The sequence below is a fragment of the Polaribacter sp. HA6-7 genome, assembly GCF_055693625.1.
In genome coordinates, this window is sequence record NZ_CM146338.1 from 732,050 (window position 1) to 753,058 (window position 21,009).

At 30.9% G+C, this 21,009-nt stretch carries 11 protein-coding genes, 1 tRNA gene and 9 pseudogenes; 3 read left to right on the forward strand and 18 right to left on the reverse strand.

Annotation, left to right across the window (positions count from 1 at the left end; translation table 11 throughout):
• Positions 1 to 10: 10 nt before the first annotated feature.
• From ACZ1HD_RS04100 to ACZ1HD_RS04135, 8 genes and pseudogenes are all read right to left on the reverse strand, one after another.
• A pseudogene (locus tag ACZ1HD_RS04100) lies at positions 11 to 1,499 on the reverse strand (cryptochrome/deoxyribodipyrimidine photo-lyase family protein).
• Positions 1,489 to 3,021 (reverse strand): annotated as a pseudogene (locus tag ACZ1HD_RS04105) (cryptochrome/photolyase family protein). Before ACZ1HD_RS04105 ends, ACZ1HD_RS04100 begins: the two co-directional pseudogenes overlap by 11 nt.
• 1 nt (position 3,022) lies before the next feature.
• Positions 3,023 to 4,333, reverse strand: a complete 1,311-nt coding sequence (locus tag ACZ1HD_RS04110) for a DASH family cryptochrome (RefSeq protein ID WP_472688705.1) — start codon at positions 4,331 to 4,333, stop codon at positions 3,023 to 3,025.
• The gene (locus ACZ1HD_RS04115) at positions 4,303 to 4,443 is read right to left on the reverse strand and encodes a DUF2256 domain-containing protein (protein WP_472688706.1); all 141 of its coding nucleotides are present in this window, start codon (positions 4,441 to 4,443) and stop codon (positions 4,303 to 4,305) included. Before ACZ1HD_RS04115 ends, ACZ1HD_RS04110 begins: the two co-directional genes overlap by 31 nt.
• 2 nt (positions 4,444 to 4,445) lie before the next feature.
• Positions 4,446 to 5,866, reverse strand: a pseudogene (locus ACZ1HD_RS04120) (SDR family oxidoreductase).
• A gap of 6 nt (positions 5,867 to 5,872) precedes the next feature.
• Positions 5,873 to 6,490: pseudogene (locus tag ACZ1HD_RS04125) on the reverse strand (flavin reductase family protein).
• Positions 6,490 to 7,794: an ABC1 kinase family protein gene (locus ACZ1HD_RS04130; protein ID WP_340934811.1), complete on the reverse strand. Its 1,305-nt coding sequence runs from the start codon at positions 7,792 to 7,794 to the stop codon at positions 6,490 to 6,492. The pseudogene ACZ1HD_RS04125 and the gene ACZ1HD_RS04130 overlap by 1 nt, the downstream one beginning before the upstream one ends.
• 79 nt (positions 7,795 to 7,873) lie before the next feature.
• Complete coding sequence (locus tag ACZ1HD_RS04135; protein ID WP_472688707.1) at positions 7,874 to 8,452, reverse strand: TetR family transcriptional regulator C-terminal domain-containing protein; 579 nt, start codon at positions 8,450 to 8,452, stop codon at positions 7,874 to 7,876.
• Positions 8,453 to 8,823: 371 nt separating this feature from the next.
• On the opposite strand from ACZ1HD_RS04135, the gene ACZ1HD_RS04140 reads away from it, so the two are divergent.
• Complete coding sequence (locus ACZ1HD_RS04140) at positions 8,824 to 9,783, forward strand: formylglycine-generating enzyme family protein (RefSeq protein ID WP_472688708.1); 960 nt, start codon at positions 8,824 to 8,826, stop codon at positions 9,781 to 9,783.
• A 36-nt stretch (positions 9,784 to 9,819) separates the two neighbouring features.
• On the opposite strand, the gene ACZ1HD_RS04145 is transcribed toward ACZ1HD_RS04140, so the two are convergent.
• Positions 9,820 to 9,894: transfer RNA gene (locus ACZ1HD_RS04145), tRNA-Pro, on the reverse strand.
• A 192-nt stretch (positions 9,895 to 10,086) separates the two neighbouring features.
• Between ACZ1HD_RS04145 and trxB the strand changes: the two genes are divergently transcribed.
• The gene (trxB, locus tag ACZ1HD_RS04150; RefSeq protein ID WP_079738302.1) at positions 10,087 to 11,034 is read left to right on the forward strand and encodes a thioredoxin-disulfide reductase; all 948 of its coding nucleotides are present in this window, start codon (positions 10,087 to 10,089) and stop codon (positions 11,032 to 11,034) included.
• Between the two features lie 78 nt (positions 11,035 to 11,112).
• Here the strand turns inward: trxB and ACZ1HD_RS04155 are convergent.
• The 9 genes and pseudogenes from ACZ1HD_RS04155 to ACZ1HD_RS04195 form a co-directional block, all read right to left on the reverse strand.
• Positions 11,113 to 11,560: pseudogene (locus ACZ1HD_RS04155) on the reverse strand (KTSC domain-containing protein).
• A gap of 249 nt (positions 11,561 to 11,809) precedes the next feature.
• Positions 11,810 to 12,013: a hypothetical protein gene (locus ACZ1HD_RS04160; RefSeq protein WP_472688709.1), complete on the reverse strand. Its 204-nt coding sequence runs from the start codon at positions 12,011 to 12,013 to the stop codon at positions 11,810 to 11,812.
• Positions 12,006 to 12,973, reverse strand: a pseudogene (locus tag ACZ1HD_RS04165) (M20/M25/M40 family metallo-hydrolase). The gene ACZ1HD_RS04160 and the pseudogene ACZ1HD_RS04165 overlap by 8 nt, the downstream one beginning before the upstream one ends.
• Before the next feature lie 25 nt (positions 12,974 to 12,998).
• On the reverse strand, positions 12,999 to 13,550 hold the full coding sequence (locus ACZ1HD_RS04170; RefSeq protein WP_472688710.1) for a hypothetical protein: 552 nt from the start codon (positions 13,548 to 13,550) through the stop codon (positions 12,999 to 13,001).
• Positions 13,551 to 13,626: 76 nt separating this feature from the next.
• Positions 13,627 to 13,935 carry a hypothetical protein gene (locus tag ACZ1HD_RS04175; RefSeq protein ID WP_472688711.1) on the reverse strand — a complete coding sequence of 103 codons (309 nt, stop codon included), beginning with the start codon at positions 13,933 to 13,935 and terminating at the stop codon, positions 13,627 to 13,629.
• A gap of 77 nt (positions 13,936 to 14,012) precedes the next feature.
• Positions 14,013 to 15,809 (reverse strand): annotated as a pseudogene (locus ACZ1HD_RS04180) (acyl-CoA dehydrogenase family protein).
• 23 nt (positions 15,810 to 15,832) lie between these two features.
• Positions 15,833 to 17,023 carry an acetyl-CoA C-acyltransferase gene (locus tag ACZ1HD_RS04185; protein WP_472688712.1) on the reverse strand — a complete coding sequence of 397 codons (1,191 nt, stop codon included), beginning with the start codon at positions 17,021 to 17,023 and terminating at the stop codon, positions 15,833 to 15,835.
• A gap of 6 nt (positions 17,024 to 17,029) precedes the next feature.
• A pseudogene (locus tag ACZ1HD_RS04190) lies at positions 17,030 to 19,430 on the reverse strand (3-hydroxyacyl-CoA dehydrogenase/enoyl-CoA hydratase family protein).
• Between the two features lie 12 nt (positions 19,431 to 19,442).
• Positions 19,443 to 19,900, reverse strand: a pseudogene (locus tag ACZ1HD_RS04195) (MarR family winged helix-turn-helix transcriptional regulator).
• A 178-nt stretch (positions 19,901 to 20,078) separates the two neighbouring features.
• On the opposite strand from ACZ1HD_RS04195, the gene ACZ1HD_RS04200 reads away from it, so the two are divergent.
• Positions 20,079 to 21,008, forward strand: a complete 930-nt coding sequence (locus ACZ1HD_RS04200; protein ID WP_340934686.1) for an ABC transporter ATP-binding protein — start codon at positions 20,079 to 20,081, stop codon at positions 21,006 to 21,008.
• Position 21,009: the final 1 nt, after the last annotated feature.

The following is a 21,009-nucleotide window of genomic DNA, read 5'->3' on the forward strand; positions in this document are numbered from 1 at the left end:
ATCAATAAGTTTAACCTTTAGTAAACAGGCTTTTTTTATTTGAAACGGTGTGTCTTTTTAATATTCTATAACTTTCTTCTTGAACAGTTTTGTCTTTTTTAAGTTTCCATAAAATATCACTTGCATTTTTTCTAGCTGTTTTTATGTCGACAATTGGTTTAGGGTAATGAATACCTAGCTCAAAATTATTAAACTGTTGATCTAAAGGTGTCATTAAATACGGTTCGTGAATAAAAGGTGCAGGAAGTTCTTTTAATTCGGAACCCATTTTTTTATAAAAGTAGCATCTTCATCATGCTTTAAACTATTTTTAATAGGATTGTAAATTCGTAATAAATTAATACCCGTTTCGCCAGCACTCATTTGTAATTGGGGAAAGTGAATACCTGGTTCAAAATCTAAAAAAGTTGAGATAAATGTTGCGATGCATGTTGCCAAGGTTGCCATAAAATATGTGTAAAAAAGGAAACTAACATCGCTCTCATTCTAAAATTTATGTAACCAGTTTCTTTTAAACATCGCATACAGGCATCTATAATAGGGAAACCTGTAGTTCCATTTTTCCAGGCTTCTTGGTATTTTTTTGAAATACTTTTTTTAGTTTTAGATATCCTTTATTTATACTTTCGTTTTCCATGCTGTGTTCCATTTCAAACTTTTGAATAAAATGTGCTTGCCATCTTAATCTAGAAATAAATGCGCTAATGTGTTTTTTATTGCTATCTGTGGTGTTGTTTACAGCTTCCTGAAATATTTGTCTTATAGATACGTTTCCCCATGCAATATAAGGAGATAGCCTGCTGCAGCTTTCTCACGGCCAATAAGGGTTTAGAAATATTAGACATGTATTTCTCATGTCTTGTTTTAAAAAACGAATCGGCATATCTCCAAGCAAGTTTGGAACCTCCTTTTTGAAACGGAGTTTTTTTATTTGTTTCTAGATTTACCGTTCTAAATAATTTTTCTATCGCTTCAATTTCATCAATAGTGATTAATTTATCAGCAGAAATATTAATTTTTATTTGAGAAGCGTACATATAGTTGTCCCATTTTTCAAACCAATCTTCTCTGTTTAGTAAACCTCTTAAAACGCCGTTGTTATTGTTTTCTATCCATTCAATCGTGTTGTTTCTGCAGTATCTTTTAAATTCTTTATCTCTATTAAAGGTTAGTAGCAAACCTGTTTCTTGATGCGAAAAAACCTTATTAATTTTATAGGTTGTTGCAAGTTGATTAAAAGCGGTTACAACTTCGGTTTCTACAGTTAAAATTTTAGAATTATATTTTTTTAAACGTTCGTTTAAATCTTCGATAGATTGTTTTATAAAATTCCAGTGACGATTATCGTAATGCTCGTCGCTTATTAAAGATGGTTCTAAAACATATAAAAACAGCGTACGTTTATTAGAGTTGAAAGCATTGTAAATAGCTTCGTTATCTTCTAAGCGTAAATCTCTTTTAAACCAAACAACATTAATTTCTTCTCTATTAATATGCATCTATGTTTTCTATTATATGATTTGCTTTTTCTTTAATTTTTAACCTTTCTTCTGTAGACATTTTGTTTAGTAAACTATACATCATTTTCATTCGAAAATTAGAAGAAAGTTCGGTTTGTTTTTCGTCTAAGAAATTCCAGTATAAAGAGTTAAAAGGGCAAGCATCGTCTTCTAGCTTTTTTGTTTTTTTGTATGTACAAGACTCGCAATAATTACTCATTTTACCAATATAACTTCCGCTAGAAACATAAGGTTTGGTTGCAATTTTACCGCCATCTGCAAACTGACTCATGCCTCGAGTGTTTGGTAGCTGAACCCATTCGACAGCATCAACATAAATGCCTAAATACCAAGCATCAATTTCATCTCGGATTAATTTGCGTTAATAAAGCAAAATTTCCTGTAATCATTAAACGCTGTATGTGATGCGCGTAGCCGTTATTTAAAGAATTTTGAATTGCGTTTTTTAAACAATTCATTTTTGTCTTTCCTGTCCAAAAAACTCCGGTAGCTTATTATTATTGTTTAAAAAGTTTTCATTTTTATAGTTTGGCATCAACATCCAATACATGCCTCTCATATATTCTCGCCAACCTAAAATTTGTCTAATAAAACCTTCTACTTGAGAAATGTCTATTTGATCGACATTCTTTCTATAGGTTTCTAAAACCGAATTAATTATTTCTTTTGGCGATATCATTTTTGTATTCATGGCAAAAGAAATTCGGCTATGAAATAAATAAATTTTATCTGTGTGCATTGCATCTTGATAATCGCCAAAGTGCACCAATAAATTTTCACAGAAATACTCTAATTGTTCTAATGCTTGTTTTCTAGAAATTGGATACTCAAAATATTTTGCATTTATTTTACCAATGGTTTCAATTCCTGCTTTTTTAATTTCTGATAAAACATTTTCTAAGTTGTTATCGAAATTTATTTCTGTAGGAATTAAAACATCACCTTTCCATTTTTTACGATTGCTTGCGTCAAAATTCCATTTTCCGCCCTCTGGTTGTTCATTAACAATTAATATTTGATGTTTTTTTCGCATGTTACGATAAAAAATTTCCATTAAAAACTGTTTTTTACCTTTAAAAAATGTTTTTAAATCATCTCTTTCAGTATAAAAGTGTTCTGTAGAAAAAACCTGATTTGGTATATTTAAAGAAGATGAGAACTCAGACAATTGTCTGTCTAATCTGAATTCATCTGGCGCTAAATATTCGAATTTCTCAATAGCATATTCTTTGATTAACGTTTTTAAATTCTCAGTTAAATTTTGAGCGTTTTTTTCATCATTTATTTTGTAATAAATTACTCGGTGATCTGCAGTTTCTAATTCTTCTGCAAAATTTCTCATTGCAGCGAAAAAGCCTACAACTTTCTGAATATGATGAGTAACATAATCTGTTTCTTGTCTCATCTCGAACATGCAATAGATGGTGTCTTTACAAGATTTATCAAACCAAGAATGTTTACTATTTAGTTGATCTCCAAGAATTAGTCTTAATTTCTTCATTTTAAAATAATGTTTTTTCTAACCAAATTTTTCTAAACTTGTAATTTGCATCATAGCGTTTTGCTTGAAGTTGCGTATTAAACTTTCTGTCTCGAGGGTCGTTACCAACGCCAGCAACATACATCCAATTTCCATAATTGCTATGAACGTCATAATCAATTAATAAAGATTCAAAATAAGCAGCGCCAATTCGCCAATCTATTAGAAGTTCTTTAGTTAAATAAGAAGCAACATTTTGTCTACCTCGGTTACTCATCCAACCAGTTTCTTTGAGTTCAATCATATTAGCATTTACAAAATCGTCTTTTGTAGTACCGTTTATCCAATTTTCAATTAGATTTTCATCTGAATTCCAAGTGTAGTTTTTTTCTAAAATTCCACCTATTTTAAAAATTCTATTATCGTATTTTAAAGAGATATATTTAAAATAATCGCGCCAAATTAATTCGAAAACAACCCAATATGTAGATTGATTTGCCCCAAATTCAGCTTCGAATTCTTTAATTTTCCAATAAATTGTTTTTGCTGATAAGCTACCGTTTGCGAGCCATGGAGAAAATTTGGTGCTATAATCTGTGCCAACTAATCCGTTTCTAGTTTTTTTATAAAAATTCACTTTTTTGGTTTCAAAAAAGTAATTATTCAATCTATTTAAGGCAGCATCTTCACCGCCGGAAAACTTAAATGCTGATTTCGGGTGGATTTCAAAATTATGAAAACCTAAATCTTTTAAGTGAGGAATGCTAGTTTGATTTTCTATTAAATTTTCTTTTGGTAATGGAGTAGGAGTAGTTTCTGATTTAACTTTAACCGATTTTTCTAACTTTTTTCTAAAAGAAGTAAAAACATTCGGAATATTATTAAAATCATTAGAAACTGTTTCTGGATTGTAAAGAAATTGATCGTAATCTTCTATAAAGTAGATCTTGTTAGAGAAACTTTGTTGTATTAATTTGTTAGTTTCAACTTCTTCTTTTGTCCATTCTTTTTGAGAATATATGGTATCAATATTAAACTCTTTGCATATTTTGTTTAGATGATTTTGTGGTGCATCGTAAAAAGTTAGTAGAGTAATATTTAATTTTTGAAGGTTTTTTTGAAGATTTTTTACTGTTTCTATCAAAAATTGGGCTCTAAATTTTTCTGTTTTTTTAAAACCAAAAATCTCTTTTTTAAAATGCTTCGGATTAAAGTAAAATACTGCAATAACTCTTTTATGGTTTTCTATTGCTTTTTTTAAAGAGACATTGTCGTTAACTCGTAAATTATTACGAAACCATACTAAACCAGTATTTTCTTGTTTTTGCTGCATTTTTTACTACAATATTTTACATTTTCCCAGTTTTTTTTCCATTTTTTACGCCAGCTGAATGGTCTGTTGCAAACGATGCAAATCTTTTCCGGAAGGTGTTGTTTTTTCAAAATTATTTATTAATATTTTGTATCATTCCATTAAAAACAAACCAGTGAAAAGGCATTACAGAATACCAATATAATCTACCTGCTAAACCATGTGGTCTAAATGTTGCGGTTTGGTAGATGTGCCCATCTTCAATTTTAAATTCTAACCAAGCTTCACCGGGTAAAATCATTTCTGCATACAACAGAAGTTTTCCTTTTTCTTTATCCGCATAAATAACACGCCAAAAGTCTAATGCATCACCAGCATTTAATTCTGTAGGATGTCTTCTGCCTCTTCTTAATCCCGCGCCTCCAAAAAGTTGATCTATAAAACCTCTAATTTTCCATAGAAATGTGCCATAATACCAACCAGTTTCTCCACCTATAGCCCGGATTCTGTCAAGCGCTCTTTTCTTATTTTTAACTTTTCTCTTTTTAAAATCTTTAAAACATCCATATTCGGAACGTTTATAAATTCATGTACAAAATTTTTTAATTTACCGCTACTTACGTAAGAATCTTTCCAACTAGAAACAATACTATTTTGTTCTATCTTTTTAAAAGCCAACTTAACGGCTTCTTTATAAGACATCGGTTTAACATTTAACAGATTGTTGATGTCACTTTTTTTGCCAATAACTTCTACACCCATCGAGTTTACAAGAGAACTAGCTAATTTATAAGACGTTGAGGTAACAAAATACAACCAATAAGAAGACAGTTTTGGCGTCATAACAGGTACAGTTAAGATGTACCTTTTTAACTTTCTTACTTCTGCAAATTGCAATAGCATTTCTTTATAAGTTAAAACTTCGGGCCAAAAATATCGTGCGATGTGTTAAATAATTCTTTTTTATTTAAAGCTTTGTGTAAAAAAGATAAAACATCTCTAATAGCTAAAGGTTGTGTCTTTGTATTTAGCCATTTAGGTGCAATCATAGCAGGTAATTTTTCTACAATATCTCTAATGATTTCAAAAGAAGAACTACCGTGAACCTACAATAATACCTGCTTTAAAAGTTGTTAATGCATACGTATCTGAAGCCAATGCGTTTTCTACATTTTTTCTAGATAATAAGTGCTTCGAAAGGTTTGTGTCGTTTGTAATTCCGCTTAAATAAATTACTTGCTGTAAATTAGATTTCTCTGCAAAGCGTTTAAAGTTGAATGCGCATTTTTCTTCTAAAGTATGAAATTCTTTAGCTGAATTAGACATAGAATGAATTAAATAGTAGGCAATATCTATATCTTTAGGAATTGCCTCTAAAGTATGTCCGTTTAAAAAATCGGCTTCAATTAATTCAATGTTTTTTTGATTTTTGTAATAATTTTGAGCTCTTTTTTTATCTCGTACAGGGCAAACTATGGTGTGACCGTCGTTAATTAATAACGGTATTAATCTTTTACCAATATAACCCGTTGCACCTGTAACAAGAATTTTCATACGCCTTTATTTTTTTGGTCTTTGGTAACTTAATTGTTTTTTAAATTTTGGTATGGCATAACTGTCTAAACCATTAATAGTAGCAACGTTACCTAGAGATAAATTTACCAAACCGTCTTCTTGTAAAAGAGTGTCTTTTATATAAAGCTCTTCAATTTGCGCTACAATAAGCATAACGTCGTTAGAAGAAACATATACTTCTTCAACAAATTTCATACACATTTGTACAGGACAATTTTTTACAAAAGGAGCATTATGATTTCCTTTGAATTCTTCTTCCAAATCAGTTTTATCAAATTCTGATACATTTTCTCGGATATTTGGCAGAAGTGTGATGCGCATCTTCTATAATGTCTTCATAAATATGATTTATTGTGAAATATCCGTTATCTTTTATGTTTTTGTACGTATTTCTAGGCACTGTTGTAGGTCTTAAAATAAAACCTAATGTTGGCGGATTAGAACCTAAATGTGTTACAGAACTAAAAACAGCTACATTGCTAACACCTTCTTTAGAAATTGAACCTAATAAGTTGGCAGACTTAAAGCCGAACAACTATTTATTAAATTAATTTTATAAATTTTTTCTAAGGATTGTATGTCTTCAAAATTGAAAAATGCCATTATAAATTTTTAAAATTATTTATTTTGATATTGGTCGCTTTTAAATCATGCATTAAATTATACAAACCAAAAAATGTTCTGTTGATGTATATAAAGTGTTTAGAGCCTCTGTTGCCATTCATGTTTTTTAACTCAGTGCTTTTAGCATATTTTTGTCCTAAATCAGATATTTTTCCAAAGAAATTTTCATCAGAGAAGTCAAAGTTTTCTTCATGAAAAGGTTGTGTAAATAAACTTAACATTTCATGAAACATCGCTCTAAAGAAATCTAGTTCTTCTTTAGAATCGTCTTTTCTTAATATTTCTAATTCGAATAACTTTTCTTCAAAATAAACAGGATTCGAAATATTTTCTTTTTTTGCCAATTCAAAATAAGGAACATAAAAATCATTTGGTATTGTTTTCATACAACCAAAATCAATTACAATTAATTCATTTTCAGGAGAGATTAAAAAGTTTCCTGGATGTGGATCTGCATGTACTTTTTTTAATTTATGAATTTGAAACATATAAAAGTCCCAAAGTGCTTGCCCAATTTTTGTTGCTGTTTCTGTATTGTTTGTAGAAAATTCTGATAAATGCACACCATTCATCCAATCCATTGTAATAATTCTATCCGAAGATAAATCTGCATAATATTCTGGAAAGTTAAGATTTGGTATGTGTTTACAAGCGGCAACAATTTCTTTACTTTGTGCTACTTCTAAAACGTAATTGGTTTCTTCTACCAATTTGTTTTCTACTTCTTTAAAATATTTATCAGAATCTTTACCTCTAATATTAAACATTTTGATAGCAATTGGTTTTACCAAAGATAAATCTGATGCAATACTATCTGCAACACCCGGATATTGAATCTTTACAGCTAATTTTTTACCATTTTTTTCTGCTTTGTGCACTTGCCCAATACTAGCTGCGTTTATAGATACAGCATCAAATTTGTCATAAATTTCATTCGGATTTTTACCAAAATAACGTTTAAAAGTCTTTGTAACTAGTGCAGGTGAAAGTGGCGGAACAGAAAATTGTGATAAGGAAAATTTTTCTACATAAGCTTGTGGCAAAATACTTTTTTCCATGCTTAACATTTGCGCTACTTTTAGTGCACTTCCTTTTAATTGTTTTAAGCCATCATAAATATCTTCTGCATTGTTTTCGTTTAACTTTGCTTTTGCTTCTCCTTCTGATTTTGTGATTTTATCACCATAATACTTTAAATAATTAACTCCGATTTTAGCACCTGTAGTAACTAATTTAGAAGCTCTTTGAATTTTTGAAGTTGGTATAGAGTCTATTGTTTTCATAGGTGTTAATTAAAGTTAATTTTTTCTTTAAGTATAAATTTCCCAAAATCGATAATGCTTTTTAAAGGTTTTACATCAATTAAATCAAATCGGCATTAATAGATTTTTCGATAAATATATCCGTCTTTTCAAAAGAAGGAGAGGTGTCATCTAACCAAAATTTCATAGTAACAATTAACTGCAACCAAGAAGATTCTTGTATAGTTTTACTTTGTATTTTTTCTAGCTTTTCTTGCTTAAGGTCAATTTTTTCGACACCAATATTGCTAACAAAGACTTTATAGTCTTCACGTAACTGCTTTAGGTATTTTAAGCTTTTTAAGTCGTTGTTTTCTTTTAAAGCATAAACAACATAGCTTCTATTTGCGGTTAAGATTTCAAAAAAGGTAAAATAAAAACTTAACAATTTATTTCTAGCGTCGTAAGTAGGGTAATCTTCACTTTTTGCTAAAATTTTTATGGTGTGGTTAAAAAATTCGCTAAAAATAGATTCTTTAATAGCTTCAAAAGAACCGTAGAATTTATAAAAATCTGCTTCTTCGAAGTTGTTTTCTTTAGCAAAACTAAAAACAGTTTTAGGGTCATGGTTATTTTCTAGTACAAACTCCATGTACCAAGAAATTAAATTGTCTTTTGTGATGTTTTTCTTACGAGCCATAATTGATTAAATTTTATGTAAAGATACAAATGTTTAACGATATTTCAATTTAGTTAAACAATAATATTTTGTTAATACTATTTTTTTATAGTTTTGAAAATAGAGTAATACCTAGGTTTATAATTTTTAAGAATTAGTTTGTAGTGTTTTTCCTTTAAAAACATATATTTACAATAGATATTTCTAAATTAAAAGATACGAAATTATTTAACCATAAACTATAAAATTATATTATTAAATGATTATCAATAAATACTTAACTGTTTCTTTAGCAGTGTTTAGTTTTCTTTTTTTACTGGTTGTAACCAAAAGAAAGAGCAAAATAAAACCTCTATCGATAATTCATTATCCGTAAAAAAAGGAAGCCTGTTATGCCAAAGGGAATGGTTTGGGTCGACTCAAAAACATTTTTAATGGGCGCTAAACAAGGTGATCAATTTGCAATGATGAGAGAGAAACCTGCCCATGAGGTATATGTAGACGGATTTTATATTGATAAAAATGAAGTTACAAACCTTCAGTTTAGAAAATTTGTAGAAGCTACGAACTATATTACCACTGCAGAAAAGCCTATTGATTGGGATGAAATTAAAAAGGATTTACCACCAAATACTCCAAAGCCTGCCGATTCTATTTTACAACCAGGAAGTTTAATTTTTAATAAAAACGCAGGTAAAATTGTTTCTATGAATAACTATCAGCAATGGTGGAGTTGGAAAATTGGTGCAAATTGGAAGCATCCGGAAGGACCAGGAAGTTCTATAGAAGGTAAAGACAATTATCCTGTTGTGCACGTGAGTTATAGTGATGCATTGGCATATTGCAAATGGGCAAGCAGAAGGTTGCCAACAGAAGCAGAATGGGAAGCTGCTGCGCAAGGTTTAAATAATGACAATATTTTTGTTTGGGGTAATAATAAAGAGGCTTTAAATAACAACGCTAATACTTGGCAAGGAACTTTTCCTACAGAAAATAACTCGGTAGACGGTTTTGAATACATTTCTCCTGTAAGTTCTTATCCTGCTAATGATATTGGTTTGTATGATATGGCAGGTAATGTTTGGGAAATGACTTCAGACTTGTTTAATGTAAATTACTATAAATCTTTAAACAAAGATGAAGTTTTAAACAATCCAAAAGGAGCTGAAAAATCATATTCACCGTCAAATCCTTATCAATTAGAATATGTTATGAAAGGTGGATCATTTTTATGTCACGAATCATACTGCGCAAGTTTCAGGATATCAGCAAGAATGGGAATGGAACCAAGTTCTAGCTCAGACCACATTGGTTTTAGAACAGTAGTTACCAAAGAAATGTTAGAAAAATAAAAAAGCTTAAAAATCTAATGATTTTTAAGCTTTTTGTCGGGGTGGCAGGATTCGAACCTGCGACCTCCTCGTCCCAAACGAGGCGCGATGACCGGGCTACGCTACACCCCGAAAATGATTTCTCATTTAAGGATTGCAAATATAGAATAATATTTAGAAATTAAAACCTTTTTTATTAAAATATTGATGATTTTTAAAGAATTAAAATTAATTATATTTTCATTATTAAAATTTATAAACATTCGTTCTTATAACTTGTAAAAAGGTATATTTTTACATAACAAAATTCGATACAAATTTATTATGTCAGATACAGTAGAAAAAATAAAATGTTTAATTATAGGTTCCGGTCCTGCGGGTTATACTGCAGCAATTTATGCAGCAAGAGCAGATATGAAACCTGTAATGTATACAGGAATGCAAATGGGTGGACAGTTAACAACAACAACAGAGGTTGATAATTTTCCGGGCTATGCAGATGGTACAGATGGTACTGCAATGATGGAGGATTTGAAAAAACAATCTGAACGATTTGGTACAGAGGTTCGTTTCGGTCTTGTAACTAAAGTAGATTTGAGTGACAAAGTTGGTGGTATTCACAAAGTTATTGTTGATGAAACCAAAGAAATTGAAGCAGAGACAATAATTATCTCTACAGGAGCAACAGCAAAATATTTAGGTTTAGAAAGTGAACAACGTTTGATTGGTGGAGGTGTTTCTGCATGTGCTACTTGTGACGGATTCTTTTATAAAGGACAAGATGTTGTTGTTGTTGGGGCAGGAGATACGGCAGCAGAAGAAGCTACTTATTTAGCCAATATATGTAATAAAGTAACTTTGTTAGTGCGTAAAGATTACATGAGAGCATCTAAAGCAATGCAACATAGAGTAAATAAAACTGCAAATATCGAGGTTTTATTTAATACTGAAATCGATGAGGTTTTAGGAGATAATGTTGTTGAAGGTGTTAGAGCAATAAATAATCAAACTAAAGAAACTCATGATATTTCTGTAACTGGAGTTTTTATTGCAATTGGACACAAGCCAAATTCAGATTTATTTAAAGGTGTTTTAGATATGGATGAAACAGGTTATTTAATTACTAAAGGAAAATCTTCAAAAACAAATTTACCAGGAGTTTTTGCAGCCGGAGATATTCAAGATAAAGAATATAGACAAGCTGTTACTGCAGCAGGTTCCGGTTGTATGGCAGCCTTAGATGCAGAGCGTTATTTAAGTGCTTTAGAATAATAAATTTATTTTTAATGCAATAAAAAAGAGATTACTGTTAAAGCAATCTCTTTTTTTATATGTGAAATACAATCTTATTTAAACTGTCGCAGAAGCTTTCATAGATTTTCTGTAAGTAAATTTGTTAAAGATATTTCTTCTACCAAAATTATTCATAGATTTTGCATTTATAAATTTTCCAAATAGAACTTTACTAACACCAAAATATTCGTACTTATTACCATCTGTAAAAGTAACTTCTAGTAACATACTTTTATGATGCCAATCTGCTACTTGAAATTCTGTAATTGTTTTTTTATAAGCATCTAAGTTAGCAGCTTTAGTTTCTGGAGCAATACTTACCAAGAAGTGATATCCATCGATAATTTGGGTACTCTTAATTTCTGCTTCTTCTTTATCTGTTTCATCTTGAAATTTATCTCGGATGCCACTCTTTAACCAATCCTCTATAAGATTTTTTTAATTCTTTTAAATCTATAGGACCTTCAACTTTAAAAAGTTTTTTATATTCTTTAATACGTTTCATTACTTTGTTTTCAAATTGCGTGCAAAAGTATTGATAAAAAAGAGATTAGCTATTTTAAAATTACTTTATTTTAATAATTTTGCAAATACGTAAGAAAAAAGACGAAAAATAAGATATCGTTTATACCATAAATAGCATAAAAAATGCCTGCCATTTTATCTTCTTCAAAGATGGGAGTTACATTATTAGATAATCTCCATTGAATCCAGATGATGCTGTAAATTAGTTTTTCAATTGCAAAAACGGCAATTAACCATTTTGCTTTGTAATAGCTTTTAGAAACTGATAGATAAGCAAACCCCAAACTATAATCATTAATAAACCAAAATTAGACATTACTGTAGTGTCGTATTTGTTTATTGTTTCATTTGTAAAAAGTCTAGATAAAATTAAAACTGCGACAATATTTGTACATCCAGCAAGTATAAATCCCTTTTTTATGAAATTATTCATAGGTTAAATTGGTGTCAAAATTTTCGATAGATTTTACAATTAGTTTAACTGCTTCTACGTAAAATTCTGTATTAATGTTTTCGAATGTATCTGTAGCTTTATGGTAATCTTTATGGTCTTCTACACCAAAATAAATAAAAGGAATTTTTTCTCTATGAAAAACTCTGTGATCCGAAGAATATGTCCAATTATCTAATTGTTTATCATCAGGATTGTCATGACCAAAAAGTAAATTAATTGGAGATTTTACATTTTCTAAACTGATTCTAAGTTTAGGATAATGGTGTAAACCGGCAGCATAAAGTTGTAAAGAATCATTATGAGCAATCATATCCATATTAATATTTAGTACAATTTTATTCTTCTGTTTGTAATTATTAAGCCAATAATCTGCACCTAAAGAACCAATTTCTTCAGCATCTACTGCTGCAAAAACTAATGTATGCTTTGGTTTGTTTTTTTAAAATAATCTGCAATTGCAAATAAAGCTGCAGTACCGTAAGCATCATCATCTGCACCATTATAAATTTTACCATTTTTAATGCCTAAATGATCTAAATGACCGGTCATAACAATGGTTTTATCGATGCTTCCAGTAATTTTACCTATTACATTCCCGCCAAATACAGTTGTATCTTTTATTTTAGATGCATCTGAATCTGAATTTTCAACTGGAAACATTCTTTGTCTTCTTTTGCTGTAAAAAGTGTAAGGAAATTTATGAATGTAATTAGACGATTCCTCAGTTTCTAAACCAATTTCTTTAAATTTAGTTGCGATGTATTCTTGCGCTTTATAATTTCCGGGTTTAGAAAAACCTCTACCTTCTAAATCATCACTAGATAAATACTTTATTCCATCAATCAATAGTTTCTTGTTTATTGATTTTTCTTTTTCAGATTGATTACAACTTAGAGTTATTACTGATAAGGCAATTAGAAGAAGGTTGTTTATTTTCATTATTTTATAAGTTTAATTGATAGAATTACAAACCTAAAGCTTTTCTTTCTTCTATGTTTCCTTTTTTGTTTTTACGCCAATAAGGTGAAAGAATTGTTTTAATCTTTGTTGCTGTTGTTGTGTGTTTTGTGTTATTTATTGTTGAAACTTCTTCCCAAGATTCTATAGTATAAGGGAAATCTTTTGTCAATTTAATAGTGAGTTTTCTTTTTAATGTTGGATAAAAAATAGAAAAATATAGAAATCCTTTAATTTCTTTTAAAGCAGTTTCTGCATCATAGGCCATAATTCGTTTATGATTTAAAGCCATATATTCGAAAGACGGAATAATCTTCATACGACCAATTGCAATGTTTTTAGGGTTTAACCTTAATCGATTCCATAATTCATTTTCTAAAATATCTTTTTTTAATCCTAATTGTCTATCAGAATTATTTTCAAAATATGAATGAAAATCAATTTCAAATTTTTCTCGATTATTTAATTGCACAAATGTGTTTCCGCACCATTCTTGTGATGAAAAAGAAATTTTTATTGTCTCTTTATTGCTGTTGATAGGAGAGAAGGTACTTGTCATTAAAGAATAAGGATATATGCCAGTGACAAATTTTTTTGTGCTATTTAACTTTAATACAGGTATTGTAGATTTACTCTTAGTATCTGCTTTTACTTGTTTTTCTCGGTAAAAAATCTTCTGTTACGTATATGTTTACCGCAGTACCTTCGTATATCTCGCCGTAACGAGATTGCTTTAATGTATATGATGTTATTTCTGCTTTGCCTTGATACCAATAATCGTTAAAATTTAATTTTTGATTTTGGGCTTGAACTTTATTCTTATCCGAAGTACAAAAAATAAAAAGTATGCTAGTTATTAAAGAGACAGAGATTTTCATGACAAGTTTCATCGGTAATAATTTATCAACTAAGTTACAATTATTACTTGTATAAAAAAAGACCATCCTTTAACAGATGGTCTCTCAAACAAACAACTAAATTCAAAAACCTTGGATAAGTTTAAGAAAATTTTATAAATATTTTAGAAGCAGTATTTATTTTCTGCTTTCACTTTTTCTGCGATTTCGTTACGTAAATCTACAATATCTGGGTAGTTTGTATATTTAGTAAAACGCTTTAATCCCATTAACATCATACGCTGCTCATCACCTTCAGCAAAAGAAATAATACTTTCTTTACCTTTTTCTTCGATAATGTCTACTGCGTGATATAAATATAATTTAGACATCGCAATTTGTACAGATTGAGAATCTTCGCCAAAACGTTTCGCGTTTTTCTCTGTTCTTAAAATTGCAGATTCTGCCATATAAATTTCAATTAATATGTCTGAAGCAGCAATTAATAACTGTTGATGAGACTCGATTTCTTGCCCATATTTTTGAAGTGCTGCACCAGCAACCATTAAAAATGTTTTCTTTAATTTGGCAATCATGTGTTTTTCTTCTGAAAATAACTCAGAATAATCTGGAGTTTCAAAAGAAGGAATTCCCATTAAACTATTAGCTACTTCTGTTGCAGGTCCTAATAAATCTACATGACCTTTCATTGCTTTTTTGATAAGCATTCCAACAGAAAGCATTCTGTTAATTTCGTTTGTACCTTCGTAAATTCTAGCAATTCTAGCATCTCTCCAAGCAGATTCCATAGGAGTTTCTTCAGAGAATCCCATTCCACCAAAAATTTGAATACCTTCATCTGCACAACTTTGTACATCTTCTGATACGGCAACTTTTAAGATTGAACATTCTATTGCATATTCTTCTACACCTTTAAGTTCTGCTTCTTGGTGAGTATTACCCGCAGCAACTCTTAATGCGATTCTATCTTCGATGTCTTTAGCTGCTCTATAAGAAGCAGATTCACCAACATAAGCATTTGTAGACATTTCTGCCAATTTTACCTTAATTGCACCAAAATCTGCAATAGGAGTTTTAAACTGCTTACGTTCTGTAGCGTATTGTGTTGCATACGTAATAACTCTTCTTTGAGAATCTAAACACGCTGCAGCCAGTTTAATACGACCAACATTTAAAGCATTCATGGCAATTTTAAAACCTTCACCACGACCAGCTAACATATTTTCTGCTGGTACTACTGTATCATTAAAAAATACTTGACGAGTTGAACTTGCACGAATACCTAATTTGTGTTCTTCTTCACCTAAAGTAATTCCGTTTGCATTTTCTCGGATCATATTCTACTATAAAACCAGTAATATTTTTATCATTTTCTATACGAGCAAAAACAATCATTAAACTACAAAAACCTGCGTTCGAAATCCACATTTTTTGTCCGTTAATTTTGTAAGATTTTCCATCTTCCGAAAGTTCTGCTGTAGTTTTTCCTGAGTTTGCATCAGAACCAGCACCCGGTTCTGTTAAACAATAAGCACCAAACCATTCTCCGGTAGCTAATTTAGGTACATATTTTTCTTTCTGTTCTTGTGTACCATATAAAGTAATTGGCATTGTACCAATACCTGTGTGTGCACCAAAAGCTGTACTAAAAGATCCTGTTCCGGATGAAATATAATCACAAGTTAACATTGTAGATACAAATCCCATACCTAAACCACCAAATTCTTCCGGCACTGCAACACCTAAAAATCCTAATTCACCAGCTTTACGCATAACTTCTTCTGTTAATGCATAATCTTTAGCTTCGAAACGAGCTTTATGAGGAATGATTTCTCTATCATTAAATTCCATCACAGCTTCCTTCATCATTTGTTGCTCCTCTGTAAAGTCTTCGGAGTAAATACGTTTTCGCAGTTAGTTTCTTTTACTAAAAACTGTCCGCCTCTTAATAATTCTGACATTTTCTTGTTTGTTTAATTTGTTATTAACTAAGGAATTCGAATACACCAGCAGCACCTTGCCCTGTTCCAACACACATGGTAACCATTCCGTATTTGTTTTTCATATCTCTTTTACGCATTTCATCGAATAATTGTACCGATAATTTTGCGCCTGTACAACCTAAAGGATGCCCTAAAGCGATTGCACCACCATTTACATTAACAATATCTGGGTTTAAGTTTAGCTCTCGCATTACTGCTAAAGATTGTGAAGCAAAAGCTTCATTTAACTCGATTAACTCGATATCATTTTGCTGTAAACCTGCTTGTTTTAATACCTTTGGTATTGCAGCCACAGGGCCAATTCCCATAATTCTAGGTTCTACACCAGCAGCAGCATAATTTACCACTCTTGCAATTGGCTCTAAGTTTAATTCTTTAACCATTTCTTCGCTCATTACCATAGCAAATGCAGCACCATCACTCATTTGAGATGAATTACCAGCAGTAACACTTCCGCCAGCGGCAAAAACAGGTCTTAATTTATTTAATACCGCAGTAGAGGTTCCTTTTCTTGGTCCTTCATCTTTATTTACAGTATATTTTCTAGTTGCTTTTTTACCATTTGAATCCAAATAAGTTTCTTCAACTTCTATTGGAACAATTTGGTCTTGAAAACGATTTTCTGCTTGTGCTCTTAACGCTTTCATGTGAGAATTGTATGCAAATTCATCTTGATCTTCTCTCGAAACTTTAAATTGATTTGCAACTGCTTCTGCAGTGTTTCCCATTCCCCAATAATAATCTGCATGACCATCTTTAATGGTGTCGTAATTTAATTCTGGTTTAAAACCAGTCATTGGTACAGAACTCATACTTTCTGCTCCACCAGCTATAATACAATCTGCCATACCAGCTTGTATTTTTGCAGCTGCCATTGCAATTGTTTCTAATCCGGAAGAACAAAAACGGTTTACTGTAACTCCTGGTACATCAACAGAATTTAATCCTATTAAAGAGATAAAACGAGCCATATTTAATCCTTGCGAACCTTCTGGCATTGCGTTACCAACAATTACGTCATCTATACGTTTTACGTCTAAATTTGGTAATTCTTTCATCATGTGTTGGATTGTTTCTGCACCCAACTCGTCTGCACGTTTAAAGCGAAAAACACCTTTTGGAGCCTTTGCAACTGCAGTTCTATATGCTTTTACTATATATGCTGTTTTCATAAAATTTTAGTTTCTTAAAGGTTTACCAGTTTTTAACATTGCCTGAATTCTTTCTAACGTTTTACGTTCTGTACATAACGATAAAAATGCTTCACGCTCTAAGTCTAATAAATACTGTTCTGTAACCAATGTTGGTTCAGATAAATCTCCACCCGCCATAACATAAGCTAACTTATTGGCTATTTTCATATCGTGTTGTGAAATGTAATTAGAATGTTCCATAGAATCTGTTCCTACTAAAAACATCCCTAATGCTTGTTTACCTAACACTTTAACATCTTTTCTTGTTGCAGGTTGCGTGTAACCACTTTCTGCCATTAATTTAGCATGTGCTTTAGCGGTAGCAATTTGTCTGTCTTTGTTTACAACAACTACATCTTTACCTTTTTGAAGTAAGCCTAAATCGAAAGCCTCGTGCGCAGAAGTAGATACTTTAGCCATACCAATTGTTAAAAAGTTTTCTTGTAAAACATTTAACTCTACATCTCCTTTGCTAAATGAATCTGATGCTCTTAAAGCCATTTCTTTAGAACCACCACCACCAGGAATAACACCAACACCAAACTCTACTAATCCCATATAAGTTTCTGCTGCAGCAACAACTTTATCTGCATGTAAAGAGATTTCACAACCACCACCTAATGCCATTCCATGAGGAGCAGAAATTGTTGGAATTGATGAATAACGCATACGCATCATTGTGTCTTGAAAATATTTAATGGCATAATTTAATTCATCATATTCTTGCTCTACAGCCATCATAAAAATCATACCAATATTTGCTCCAACAGAGAAATTCGACGCTTGGTTACCAACAACTAAACCTTGAAAATCTTTTTCAGCTAAGTCGATACCTTTATTAATTCCTGCTAAAACATCTCCACCAATTGTGTTCATTTTAGACTGGAATTCTATATTTAAAATACCGTCTCCTATATCTTCGATAACTACTCCGAATTTTTAAATACTTGATTTGATTTTCTGATGTTATCTAGAATAATAAATGATTCTTGACCAGGTTTTTTACTTTGAGCTTTAGAAGCAACATCATAAAAATAAGTTGCGCCTTCTTTAACAGAGTAAAAAGATTTAGAACCAGCAGCTAACATTTCTGTAACCCATGCAGCAGGTTCATGTCCTTCAGCTTTCATTAATTCGATACCTTTTTCTACACCAACTGCATCCCAAATTTCGAAAGGTCCGTTTTCCCAACCGAAACCAGCTTTCATTGCATCGTCAATTTTATACAATTCATCAGAAATTTCTGGAATTCTATTTTGAACGTATGCAAACATTGCTGCAAAGTTTTTTCTGTAAAACTCACCAGCTTTATCTTTACCACCAACTAAGATTTTAAATCTGTCGATTGGTTTATCTATTGTTTTTGTTAATTCTAACGTTGCAAATTTTGCTCTTTTTTTAGAACGATACTCCATCGTATCTAAATCTAGCGTTAAGATTTCTTTTTTACCATCAACAACAGCTTTTTTGTAGAAACCTTGTCCGGTTTTACTACCCAACCACTTGTTTTCCATCATCGTATTGATGAAATCAGGAAGTTTGAAAAGCTCATGAGCTTCGTCATTAGGGCAGTTTTCGTAAATTCCATTAGCAACATGAACTAAAGTATCTAAACCAACAACATCTACAGTTCTAAAAGTAGCCGATTTAGGCCTACCAATTACTGGTCCTGTTAACTTGTCTACTTCTTCTACTGTTAGGCCTAATTCTTTAACTTGATGAAATAAAGATTGAATTCCGAAAATACCGATTCTGTTACCAATAAATGCCGGTGTATCTTTAGCTAAAACCGATGTTTTACCTAAAAATTTCTCACCATACATCATTAAGAAATCTGTAACTTCTTGTTTACAATCAGGTCCAGGAACAACTTCAAAAAGTTTTAAATATCTTGGCGGATTAAAAAAGTGTGTTACAGCAAAATGCTTTTGAAAATCTTCACTTCTTCCTTCGTTCATAAACTTGATAGGAATACCGAAGTATTAGAAGAAATTATTGTACCCGGAGTTCTGTATTTTTCTAATTTTTCGAAAACTATCTTTTTTATATCTAGTCTTTCTACAACAACTTCCATAATCCAATCTACATCTGCAACCTTTGCAATATCATCTTCTAAATTACCTGTAGTAATTCTGTTTGCAAATTTCTGATTGTATATCGGAGACGGTTTTGATTTTAAAGATGCTGTTAATGCATCATTAACCAATCGGTTTCTAACAACTTTGTCTTCTAATGTTAATCCTTTTGCTTTTTCTTTATCGGTTAATTCTCTTGGAACAATGTCCAATAAAAGAACTTCTACACCAATATTAGCAAAATGACAAGCAATACCGCTTCCCATAATTCCGGAACCAATAATTGCTACTTTTTTAATTCTTCTAGTCATTTGTTTGATTTTTTATACTGCTTTATTGTTGATTTCTTTATAAATTTCTTTATCTGCTATTAATTTATTTATGGTAGAGGTCACATTAAAAAAACCTTCTAAGTCTTTTTCTGTAACATTATTTATTACTGTTTCATTAAATTGAATAACGTGTCCTTTAGAAATTTTACGCATTTCTTTACCGTATTCTGTTAATTTAATAATTACGCTTCTACCATCGTCTGGGTTTTTTCTCTGCAAATAGCACCTTTGTCTTCCATGTTTTTTAAAATTCTAGAAAGGCTAGTTGGTTCCATTCCCATTAACGGCCCTAAAGCTGTAGACGGCGTTCCGTTTTGCTTATCAATATTTAACAAAACGAAAGCTGTAGCCATTGTGCTATTATGTGTTAACGCTTGTTCGTTATACAATTTTGCAACGGCTTGCCATGTTGCTCTTAATTGATGATCTATTGATTTATTTTTATTCATTGGTTCAAATATAATAAAATTTATTATGCGTGCATAGTAAATTTCAAAAAAGTTATGCATGCATAGTAAATTTAACATAAAATTAAACTGTAACGTTTTTAGTTGATGTTACACTAATAGTTATAAAATATGTAATTTTGTTAGGCTTTTTACCTAAAATGAAAATCTACTTTAATCAATGAAGAATTTATTAGAAATAAATAACGTAGTTAAAAGATACGGAGATTATACTGCGTTAAATAATGTTTCACTTGCAATTCCTAAAGGAAGTGTTTACGGTTTGTTAGGACCAAACGGTGCGGGTAAAACGTCTTTAATTAGAATTATAAACCAAATAACAATGGCAGATAGTGGTTCTGTCATTTTAGATGGAGAAAAACTAGCACCGCATCATACAGCTCAAATTGGTTATTTGCCGGAAGAACGTGGTTTATATAAGTCTATGAAGGTTGGCGAGCAAGCTTTGTATTTGGCACAATTAAAAGGTTTAAGTAAATCTGAAGCGAAAAAAAGATTAAAGTATTGGTTCGAAAAATTTGATATTTCTGCTTGGTGGAATAAAAAAATAGAAGAACTTTCTAAAGGAATGGCGCAAAAAGTGCAGTTTATTGTTACTGTAATGCACAATCCTAAATTATTAATTTTTGATGAACCTTTTTCTGGTTTCGATCCTATTAATGCGCAATTAATTGCTAAAGAGATTTTACAATTAAGAGATGAAGGTGCTACAATAATTTTTTCGACTCATAGAATGGAGTCGGTAGAAGAAATGTGTGATGAAATTGCTTTGATAGATAAATCAAACAAAATTTTAGACGGTAAGTTAGACGATATCAAACGTAAGTTTAGAACAAATACGTTTCAAGTTGGTTTAAATACTCAAAATCCTACAGAAGTAGAAAGTATTTTAAAAGAACACTTTAAAGTGTATCCATCAGATTTTAAATTATTAAACGACAGTTTAACTTTAAACGTAAAAATACCAACAGGTAAAACGGCAAATGAATTGTTATCATTTTTAACAAGTAGAGGAGAAGTACAACATTTTGTAGAGCTTATTCCGAGCGCAAATGATATTTTTATACAAGCAATAAACAAAAATAATTAAG

What these genes read in the sequence shown, in the direction of transcription:
- ACZ1HD_RS04110 (WP_472688705.1), bottom strand. Translation starts at nt 4,333, where the DNA reads ATGCAGCAAAAACAAGAAAATACTGGTTTAGTATGGTTTCGTAATAAT.
- ACZ1HD_RS04130 (WP_340934811.1), bottom strand. Translation starts at nt 7,794, where the DNA reads ATGAAAACAATAGACTCTATACCAACTTCAAAAATTCAAAGAGCTTCT.
- ACZ1HD_RS04135 (WP_472688707.1), bottom strand. Translation starts at nt 8,452, where the DNA reads ATGGCTCGTAAGAAAAACATCACAAAAGACAATTTAATTTCTTGGTAC.
- ACZ1HD_RS04140 (WP_472688708.1), top strand. Translation starts at nt 8,824, where the DNA reads ATGCCAAAGGGAATGGTTTGGGTCGACTCAAAAACATTTTTAATGGGC.
- trxB (WP_079738302.1), top strand. Translation starts at nt 10,087, where the DNA reads ATGTCAGATACAGTAGAAAAAATAAAATGTTTAATTATAGGTTCCGGT.
- ACZ1HD_RS04160 (WP_472688709.1), bottom strand. Translation starts at nt 12,013, where the DNA reads ATGAATAATTTCATAAAAAAGGGATTTATACTTGCTGGATGTACAAAT.
- ACZ1HD_RS04170 (WP_472688710.1), bottom strand. Translation starts at nt 13,550, where the DNA reads ATGACAAGTACCTTCTCTCCTATCAACAGCAATAAAGAGACAATAAAA.
- ACZ1HD_RS04175 (WP_472688711.1), bottom strand. Translation starts at nt 13,935, where the DNA reads ATGGTCTTTTTTTATACAAGTAATAATTGTAACTTAGTTGATAAATTA.
- ACZ1HD_RS04185 (WP_472688712.1), bottom strand. Translation starts at nt 17,023, where the DNA reads ATGAAAACAGCATATATAGTAAAAGCATATAGAACTGCAGTTGCAAAG.
- ACZ1HD_RS04200 (WP_340934686.1), top strand. Translation starts at nt 20,079, where the DNA reads ATGAAGAATTTATTAGAAATAAATAACGTAGTTAAAAGATACGGAGAT.